Below are 593 nucleotides of genomic sequence, written 5' to 3' on the forward strand. Positions count from 1 at the left end.
GATGGATACCGAACAATTAAAAGAAAATCTGGAAGCATTTTTTGAAGGTAAGTTGTCTTTGCAAGGCAAAATAGATTTTGAGCTTATCAAAGTTAACGAACAAAATAGTTATTTCGTTGGGAGTGCAGTATTTGATGACCCTAAGGATCCAGTGAGCCTTGTTTTTTCAGTTCCTTTAAGTCATCGACACTTTTATTTCACGATTTCAGAAGCTAATGCTGATGTATTCAAAAGTGAGCTTGCGTTGCTTCAATATTACAGTGAGTGTGTGTCAAATCTCTGTAGAGATCATTCAATACCTTCGGATAGCTTAGCGCTGAACGAAAGAGGCTACGCTGGCTATGTTTTGGTCAGCCCAGCTACTTTTCACAATACACTAGATGAAAATATTTTTATCGGTGATACGTCGATTGCCGGTATAGGTGTCGTACCAGCGACTCAGTCGGATTTAGATTTAAAAAGAGAAAAAGGTACTGACGCACTGTATGAATGCTGGGACTCCAATGGAAAAGATTGTGTTACTTTTTAAATTTGGCGCACATAACCATGCATTGGATTCGACGCGAAAATCGCGCGTCTCAATTATGCGTTAA

Annotated in this window: 1 protein-coding gene; it reads left to right on the plus strand. The window is 39.0% G+C overall.

The features are described 5' to 3' along the window. Positions 1-529, plus strand: a 529-nt coding sequence (locus IYN84_RS20860) for a hypothetical protein (protein WP_196141220.1), incomplete at its 5' end; no start/stop codon positions are given. Positions 530-593: the final 64 nt, after the last annotated feature.

It is taken from the genome of Aliikangiella sp. G2MR2-5 (genome assembly GCF_015687155.1).
GTDB lineage: Bacteria > Pseudomonadota > Gammaproteobacteria > Enterobacterales > Kangiellaceae > Aliikangiella.